Source organism: Acinetobacter sp. YH12108 (genome assembly GCF_013419055.1).
GTDB lineage: Bacteria > Pseudomonadota > Gammaproteobacteria > Pseudomonadales > Moraxellaceae > Acinetobacter.
On the sequence record NZ_VPAW01000004.1, the window covers coordinates 135,699 to 143,898 of the forward strand.

General features: G+C 36.8%; 10 protein-coding genes and 1 pseudogene. 7 read left to right on the forward strand and 4 right to left on the reverse strand.

Annotated elements, in window-relative coordinates; translation table 11 throughout:
- Window positions 1–15 precede the first annotated feature (15 nt).
- On the reverse strand, window positions 16–867 hold the full coding sequence (locus FTU46_RS03735) for a hypothetical protein (protein ID WP_180104375.1): 852 nt from the start codon (window positions 865–867) through the stop codon (window positions 16–18).
- 111 nt (window positions 868–978) lie between these two features.
- The gene (locus FTU46_RS03740; protein ID WP_180104376.1) at window positions 979–1,218 is read right to left on the reverse strand and encodes a hypothetical protein; all 240 of its coding nucleotides are present in this window, start codon (window positions 1,216–1,218) and stop codon (window positions 979–981) included.
- Between the two features lie 272 nt (window positions 1,219–1,490).
- On the opposite strand from FTU46_RS03740, the gene FTU46_RS03745 reads away from it, so the two are divergent.
- The 7 genes from FTU46_RS03745 (at window position 1,491) to FTU46_RS03775 (ending at window position 7,175) form a co-directional block, all read left to right on the forward strand.
- Entirely contained in the window at window positions 1,491–2,501 is a 1,011-nt protein-coding gene (locus tag FTU46_RS03745) for an NAD-dependent epimerase/dehydratase family protein (protein ID WP_034706304.1), read from the forward strand.
- 135 nt (window positions 2,502–2,636) lie between these two features.
- Window positions 2,637–4,031 carry a class II fumarate hydratase gene (gene fumC, locus FTU46_RS03750; protein WP_180104377.1) on the forward strand — a complete coding sequence of 465 codons (1,395 nt, stop codon included), beginning with the start codon at window positions 2,637–2,639 and terminating at the stop codon, window positions 4,029–4,031.
- 236 nt (window positions 4,032–4,267) lie between these two features.
- Window positions 4,268–4,441: a hypothetical protein gene (locus FTU46_RS03755; protein WP_005235541.1), complete on the forward strand. Its 174-nt coding sequence runs from the start codon at window positions 4,268–4,270 to the stop codon at window positions 4,439–4,441.
- Window positions 4,442–4,780: 339 nt separating this feature from the next.
- Window positions 4,781–5,272 (forward strand): hypothetical protein, encoded by a 492-nt coding sequence (locus FTU46_RS03760; protein WP_180104378.1) that lies wholly within the window; start codon window positions 4,781–4,783, stop codon window positions 5,270–5,272.
- Between the two features lie 419 nt (window positions 5,273–5,691).
- Entirely contained in the window at window positions 5,692–6,294 is a 603-nt protein-coding gene (locus tag FTU46_RS03765; protein WP_034706681.1) for a nitroreductase family protein, read from the forward strand.
- 131 nt (window positions 6,295–6,425) lie between these two features.
- Window positions 6,426–6,791: a hypothetical protein gene (locus tag FTU46_RS03770; protein WP_034706678.1), complete on the forward strand. Its 366-nt coding sequence runs from the start codon at window positions 6,426–6,428 to the stop codon at window positions 6,789–6,791.
- A gap of 15 nt (window positions 6,792–6,806) precedes the next feature.
- Entirely contained in the window at window positions 6,807–7,175 is a 369-nt protein-coding gene (locus tag FTU46_RS03775) for a hypothetical protein (RefSeq protein ID WP_166135483.1), read from the forward strand.
- Window positions 7,176–7,242: 67 nt separating this feature from the next.
- Here FTU46_RS03775 and FTU46_RS03780 read toward each other — a convergent pair whose 3' ends face one another.
- Both FTU46_RS03780 and FTU46_RS03785 read right to left on the reverse strand, forming a co-directional pair.
- Window positions 7,243–7,491, reverse strand: coding sequence for a damage-inducible protein J (locus tag FTU46_RS03780; protein ID WP_180104379.1), 249 nt, complete (start codon window positions 7,489–7,491; stop codon window positions 7,243–7,245).
- 546 nt (window positions 7,492–8,037) lie between these two features.
- A pseudogene (locus FTU46_RS03785) lies at window positions 8,038–8,200 on the reverse strand (IS5/IS1182 family transposase); the annotation flags it as partial.

Genomic DNA, 8,200 nt, shown 5'->3' on the forward strand with positions numbered 1-8,200 from the left:
GCACAGCTCATTCAATTACAACGAATGTGAATGTGGGGAGGTATGTGAAGGCTCCTTGGGTGTAGGGGAGCATATATCTAATAAGCTTGTTTCCATTCGAGATAAAATTGTAAGCGCACTATTAATCATGTCATTTATATTTTCAAACTTAATTAACTCTTGGTTTTTTGGATAAATTATCCAAAAACCACATTCTTTATTGATTTCATTTAAGAAATCATTCGCTTTTGAGGGCTTTAATATTCCAATTTTACTGTAGTGATCATGTGGCTGAGAATAATTTTTATCTTTATCCATGTTTAACTCACTGATCATTCCATCATAATATTTTGAATACTCCTTTATAATATTTTGAAAATTAGTTCCTATGTGTTCATAATATCTCTCTAAATCTGCATAATCTTTTGATATATCAAAATCATAAATAAGATTATTTCTTTTTATATATTTAATTTTAGGGTATGTGGTGTTTATATTTTTTTTAAAACTATTCCAATGATTATTTTTATAATCGGTATTTAAAAAAAGGTGGCTTTCTACTAATTTTAAATTAATTAACATTTCTTGAGTCATTATGAGCTCAAATCTAATTGCAGCTAACAACCCTATAATATCCAATGATAGTTCTTTTTTTGTCTCATAATCCGCCTGTTCTTTCCAATCATCAAATAAATAAGCTGCTACTATCGCCGCCCACAGAGTGGTAATGCCACCAAAGTAGCTTCCTAAAATATCTATAGCCTCTCGCGAAGCATTTGGCGAATCAAGACATAGAAACAAAACCCAAAATAGGATGTAGGTTGCAAGAAAAATAAAACATCCACCTATTACACTCAAAGCAACGGGATTAATCTTTCTCAACTCCATACCTCACTCAAAACCACATAATTACTCTTCAAATTTAAGCCCATCCGGCTTCCGTCCTAAAAATCTACCCATTCTTTATCGTATGCTCTACATAAAAGTAGGTCCATGCTCTCATTGTCTTGTTATCTCCACGCCTTCCCAAAATTCCCCACGTTTATCCCTCAAAAACTTCTCCGCTTCATACTTACTGTAGAACTGCTTAGCTTTCTCAAAATCCTTATCCCAATACCAGCCAGCAGAATACATAGCATCAACCTCTGACACTTCCAAGAAATCATACTCATCAGTCTGGATTCGGTAGGCCAAATATCTTCCATTCTTCTTTATATAGTGAGGATAGCTGTAGCTCATACTCTTACCTTTTAGTTTTATAACTGAAGATTATAATTTAATAAAAGCCCTCGATATGAGGCTTAATTCATTGTCATGAATTCCATACATTACATAACAATCAACTTTTGTTCGACCTGTAAAATAATATATACTTATTGAGCAGATTAGCCGGCTCAGAAGAAATTTTGAGTCGGTTTTTGCGTTTTTGATCCTGTGGATAAGTCGGAGAAAGCACCAAATAAACACCATATCAATTTAAGATACTGATTCTAAAGCGGAGTTAATAAACAATGATTTTAGTGACGGGTGGTTTAGGCTTTTTAGGCTCACATATTGCTTTAAGTCTGATGGCACAAGGACTAGAGGTCATTGTGGTCGATAATCTGGCCAATGCCAGTCTACAGACCTTAGAACGCCTTGAATTTATTTCCGGCCGCTATGTGCCTTTTGTCAAAATTGATATCCGTAACACTCCAGCATTAAATAAAGTTTTTGAACAGAATTCAGTACAGGCTGTCATTCATACTGCCAGCTTTAAATCATTAGAAGAATCAGTTTTAAAACCACTTGAATATTATAATGATAATGTCAGCTGTATCATGAGCTTGATGCGTGCCATGCAGCGTACCGGAGTACGCAATCTGGTGCATTTGTCTTCATTGGCTGTATATGGCCATTCCGGAACGGATTTAAAAGAAGATCAGGCTTTCAATTACACTTATCCAAATCCTTATATTAAATCACAGCAGATGGTGGAAGAAATCATCCGGGATACTGCCAAGACGGATAATGAATGGCGTATTGCGATGTTACGTCTTTCCAATGTCGCGGGTGCTTTTGAAAATGGCATTTTAGGTGAATGGGTACCACCTCTACCAAAGAATATTGTACCTCTGGCCATGCAGGTGGGTGCGAAGCAGCGTGAATATCTGGAATTGCGCCGTCAGGCCAAGACCGAAGACTATACAGTAGAACGTAGTTTTCTACATGTGATGGATGTCTGTGATGCGGTATTCAAGTCGCTACATTGGCTGTCTCAACAGCAACAATGGACTTGCGAAGCCTTTAATATCGCTGGAGAGCTGATCTCAATGCAGACTTTGCTGGATCAGGTTGCAGAAGTCACCCAATCCGCTGTTCCTACAGTAGATGCTTTGCCATATCCGCATGCTGAAATGGATCAACTGGGTGCTAATACGGATAAAGCCCAACAGTTGTTACATTGGCAGCCACGCTATACCTTAAGGAAAATGTTAGAGGATGAATGGCTGTTCTATCAGAATACGTTAAGAGGGCAGTGATTAAGAATCCTACAAGTTAATTATTGATAATAATTATCATTTGCAAAATTAATCAAACTCATTAAGATGAATAGAGTACAGCATTGAAGCTGCTGTCTAAATGAGTAAAACATGGAATAACAATTGAGGTTGAGCATGCAAACACGTATTGAACATGACACGATGGGAGAAGTCGCTGTACCGAGTGAAGCACTTTGGGGCGCACAAACTCAGCGTAGTCTACAGAACTTCAAGATTGGCAATGAGCATTTGCCACGCGCCATGATTCGTGCCATGGGCTTGGTCAAGAAAGCAGCTGCGATCACCAATGCCGAGTTAAACCAGATTCCTCATGAGTTATCGACCTATATCATCGGTGCTGCGGATGAAGTGATCAGCGGTCAATGGGATAGCCAGTTCCCGCTAGTGGTATGGCAAACCGGTTCGGGCACGCAAAGTAACATGAACTGTAATGAAGTGATTGCCAATATTGCTAACCAGAAGCTGGGTAATCCTTTAGGTGCACAAAAGCCTGTGCATCCAAATGATCATGTCAACCGCGCTCAATCGACCAATGACTCTTTTCCGACTGCGATTCATGTAGCAGCTAGCTTACAGATCAATGAACTGCTAATACCGGCAGTGACACGTTTACGTAATACCTTGCATGCCAAATCTCAGGAATTTACCGAGATTGTAAAAATCGGTCGTACCCATCTTCAGGATGCCACACCTTTAACTTTAGGTCAGGAATTCAGTGGATATGTCTCTCAACTGGATCATGCTTTAATTCGACTGTATCAGGCTTTGCAAGGGTTATATGAACTGCCATTAGGCGGAACCGCCGTCGGTACAGGCCTCAATGCACATCCAGATTATGCTGTTAAAGCTGCGGATACTCTGGCTAAATTAACAGGCTTGCCTTTTGTCACCGCTCCTAACAAGTTCGAAGCTTTGGCCGGCCGTGATGCAGCAGTTTTTGCTTCAGGTGCTTTAAAGACTTTAGCCGTTAGCCTGAATAAAATTGCCAATGATATTCGCTGGTTGGCGAGTGGGCCACGTTGTGGTTTTGGTGAATTACGTATTCCTGAAAATGAACCGGGTTCAAGTATTATGCCGGGTAAGGTGAACCCGACTCAAAGTGAAGCCATGACTATGGTAGTTGCCCAAGTCTTAGGGAATGACACGACAATTAATGTGGCCGGTGCATCAGGGAATTTTGAGCTGAATGTCTTTATGCCAGTGATTGCTTATAACCTGTTGCAGTCTATTCAACTGCTTGGCGATGCATGTAACAGCTTTAACGATAACTGTGCAGTCGGAATCGAGCCTAACCGTGACAAGATTGAGCACTTCCTGCATGATTCATTAATGCTGGTCACTGCATTGAATCCAGTCATTGGTTATGAGAATGCAGCTAAAGTGGCCAAGACCGCCTATAAAGAAGGTAAAACCTTAAAACAGGTCGCAGTCGAACTCGGATTGGTGACTGCAGAACAGTTTGATCAAGTGGTGCGTCCTGAGAATATGGTGGCTCCAAACGTAAAATAAGTCTTCTAATTATGGTTAAATAATAAAGCCCTCTAAATGTGGGCTTTATTATATCTAAGGATTATTCATACAAATTTTAATAAAATAACAAGCACATGTTTTTGCTAGAAAATTCTTATTCAATTGAGCTTGTTTATTAAATGCTATGAACCATCTATCGTTCAGGTTTTGACAGATATGCAATGAAGGATTACTAATAGAAATTCCCTGATAACTAGAAAAATGAGGTAAGGGTGATGACTGACTTTGATGATGATTTTGATCTGGACGAACCCTATCCAGATGAGGATTTATATCCAGATTATACAAAAAAGAAGTGTAGCAGCTGTAGCGGTACCGGCTATAACGTTGTGGAAGCTAAACAGTGTATCGAATGTATGGGAACCGGCAAAACTGGTGAGATAGATTAACTCAAAATTATAAATATTTATTAAGCCTGCTCTATGAGTGGGCTTTTTTATTCTCCTCATCAGAAGTTCTTAATTTTATAGATCCATGAGCAAATAAAAGAAAGAATCTAAAATTACGGGTGAAATCGTATTAGAAGGATGGTTAGAGATAACTATTGAAGTTTTTTTAGTGCTAAAGCCTATCCTCATGGCTTCTCATACCGAATTAACATTGAATAAGCGTATATAGCTGCTAAAATGCAGTTCGTTTTTACTGCTGTTTTGTCGTTTATTCAGCATGAGTTTCTATGGCTTATGAATAAACATCCATAAAATGGCAGGTTGTTTAAGGAAAATTTAATGCTTGATATTTATTTAACAGATGTTCAAAAAAAGGTTCAATTTAAGGATTATCCAGGTGAGCATCCTGTTAAATTTATTCTGAATTTTAAAAAGATTTTTCCAAGCGTAATGGAACTTCTTTTACCTGTTCTCCCGGAAAATGAAAATCTTGATGAAATGACCTGGGAATCAACCACTCAGGACTTTGAAACGTTTCAGATGTTATTAACTGGCTGGGGCATTATCGAATTGCGTTTAAATGCGATCACTCAGTATAAAGATAAGACATTTGCAGATCAGTTGGTGAAAGAGGCACAGCAAAAACGCAGAGAATATCAGAAGAAACATCTTAAGCTTTCTAGTGTGGATCTGGATTACCTATTTATGCATGATGTGCATGGCTTGATTGATGCTGAATTGATAGAACTAGGTGAAAAATTCTATTTACCAACCTTACGTGATCTTTGGAAAAATAAAGTCTCTGCTCAAGTGCTTAATGCCAAATTCTAAGTAAATTCAAGCTGATTCATTCAATTTCATCCTCCAAATTGGGGGATGATTTTTTTATAGCGATTTCTAAAGATTGACATTTCCCTTATAACAGTAAATAGCCTAAGTAAATTTCTATATTTATCATCAAAACAGCTTTCTGCTACATCATTGAACATGGTGACTTATTTTAAAACAGAAATTGGATCAGAAAAGGGCATTTATTTTATCGTTTGATAAAAAATAAATTAAAAAACTATTCTTTATCAAAAGAATATATAAAGATATTACTTTAATAATATAGCTATTCCAGTCATATTTTTTTAAGCTATCAGTACTAATGAGTAAATGAATCACAGAATTCTTATTCATTAGATTTCCTTCATAAAAATAAGTGAAGGTTCCAGTTTTCCCGAAGATATATCCAAGGATTTAACCGAATGTCGAATCAGTTTTTAGATTTAATTACAAAACGCCGTACTATTTATGCCATTGGTAAAAATGTAGAGCAGTCTCCTGAATATTTAACTGATTTGATTCAAAATGCGATCAAGCAAAGTCCGTCATCTTTTAACTCACAATCATCTCGCGCCGTTATTTTATTCAATGGCGAACATGAAAAATTCTGGGGCTTTGTCGCTGATAAATTAAAAAGCTATGCCAAAGATGAAGAAAGTGCTGCAAAAACGACTGCAAAAATGGCAACCTTTGCTGCAGGTACGGGTACAGTTTTATTCTTTGAAGATCAAAATGTAGTAAAAGGCTTGCAAGAGCAATTCCCATCTTATGCCGAGAATTTCCCAATCTGGGCAGAACATTCAACTGCTATTGCTCAGTTCTCTACCTGGACAGCATTGCATACTGAAGGCTTGGGTGCATCTTTACAACACTATAATCCGATAGTAGATGAGCAGGTTCATGCAGAGTGGGATATTCCAGAAAACTGGAAACTTCGTGCTCAACTGGTATTTGGTTCAGTTGAAGGCGAAGCGCGTGCGAAAGATTATCTGGAAGATGATCAACGCTTCAAAGTTTTCCAATAAGCTTAATTTCCGATCTGTCTTTAATCATTTTTAAGGACAGATCTCAAGGTTGTTTATAAAAATACGCATTAGATTTTTTAAAACTAGGCTAAACTAAAGCGGTATTTGAAGAATTTAATGAGTCAAACCGAATGTCGAAAAACACGCAGAAATTATCACCATTACAGGAACTGATTGCAGAGCAGAAATTGCTGTGTGAAGAGGTCGGTTCTGCTTATGTAGAAGTAAGTGGTGATGATGTCGTTGCAGTGGCTGTACATACCCTGAAGCAGGATCCAATTGTCGGAATCCGTAGAAAGCCTGAGACAGAAGAAAATATTAGCTGGTATATTTATGGTGGTGAACTGGCTTCAAATGAAGATGCTTTTGAAACCATGACTGTGCGTGAGTTACAGGATATCGCCCCTGAAGTTTTACCTTATCTGGCTTTAGAGCAGGGCTACCGCTTCATGATTGATGCAGATGATTATGAAGATGTCTGGAAAGAAGAAAACTAAAAGAAGACCTTCGAAATGATCAAATCCTCATCTTTAATATGTACTTTCTTTATTTGCATGCAATTGAACAATATGGCTTTTGCCGAAAAGCTTTCACAAGCGGATTATGATCAGTTTATTGCTATGCAAACAAAAATAGTCAATGAAACCAAACATATTTTAGATGATCCAGATCAGAATGCTGATGCACAAAGTCAACGTCAGGCATTCTGCCAGCGTTTAACGGCTTATGAAGAGATTCAAAAAGTTTCTGAAGAAAATCATGAACTCAATATGGCGTCCACAATGGCGATGATTGCTAAAAGCTTTCTGGATCGACAAGCACAGAGCATGAATAATTCAGGTATGACCACCGCAGTATTTTGTAAGAGTAGGGAAGTGTAATTAAGCTATAAAAGCAAGAGCATCGTCTTGAGTTTTAATAGCCACCATCATCATTTAAAAATGCATCCTACTGTTCCGGAGTGGAAACTTTGACAGTTGGAATAAAGGAACTCGCTGCTGTTAATCGAGCTATATTGAAATCCTTAGTTCCTACTTGAGGAATAATAGGTATTTGACTTGTTCGAACAATTTCACCATAAACTATCGTGATCAATTCTGCTGGAGTTAAACCCGCTTCTGCTATTACACATTCTGCTGATTCAACAACGTCTTGTTCCACTAAGAATTCAATGCTTTTTTTAACTAAATTGTTCATAAGATAGCCTTAGAATACATTTTATACACTACTTTAAACTATCAGATATGAAGCATATAGAAGCTAATGAAATTAAATATTCATATCTTATTTAGGAATGTTGATCTTGATAAAGGTATAGACGGATAAAAAAGGGTAGGGCCAAAAAATTAGCCCCTTTTTTCGACTCTCAGCTTGTTTATAAAATGCATAAATACTCTGATACGTAGCATATGGATTTCAGTGCTTTTTAAATTATTCATTAAACAAACTTTATAAAAATCTATTTATATACAAATTTTACCGGGTATATATCAGCTACTTTTGAAATTTATTAAGAAATATTAAATATTTATGTGTTTCTTTTTTACTCAAACGAAGGGCGGTAAAATCATTGCACGCTAAAATAGCCTAAGCAATTTTCTACTTTATATTTATTCTCGCAAAATCCATATCCCATAACTAAAACTTAATACCAAATAAACCTCTAAAACTCGTATATTTCCTAAAAATTTTAAAATATTTTTTTTATTAGGGTCTGTTGACACTTACTGTTCATAATTAACCCTATAACGGTAGCCATAAAAATATACAGGCTAAGGCAACAGAACTTTGATAATTTCTTTTGAGCTTGTCATATCGAGTAGCTATTCCTCTAAATTGCTTTAATCTACAAAACATATTTTCAACTAAATGCCTGATTTTATATAAATACCAGTCCATATGGTCA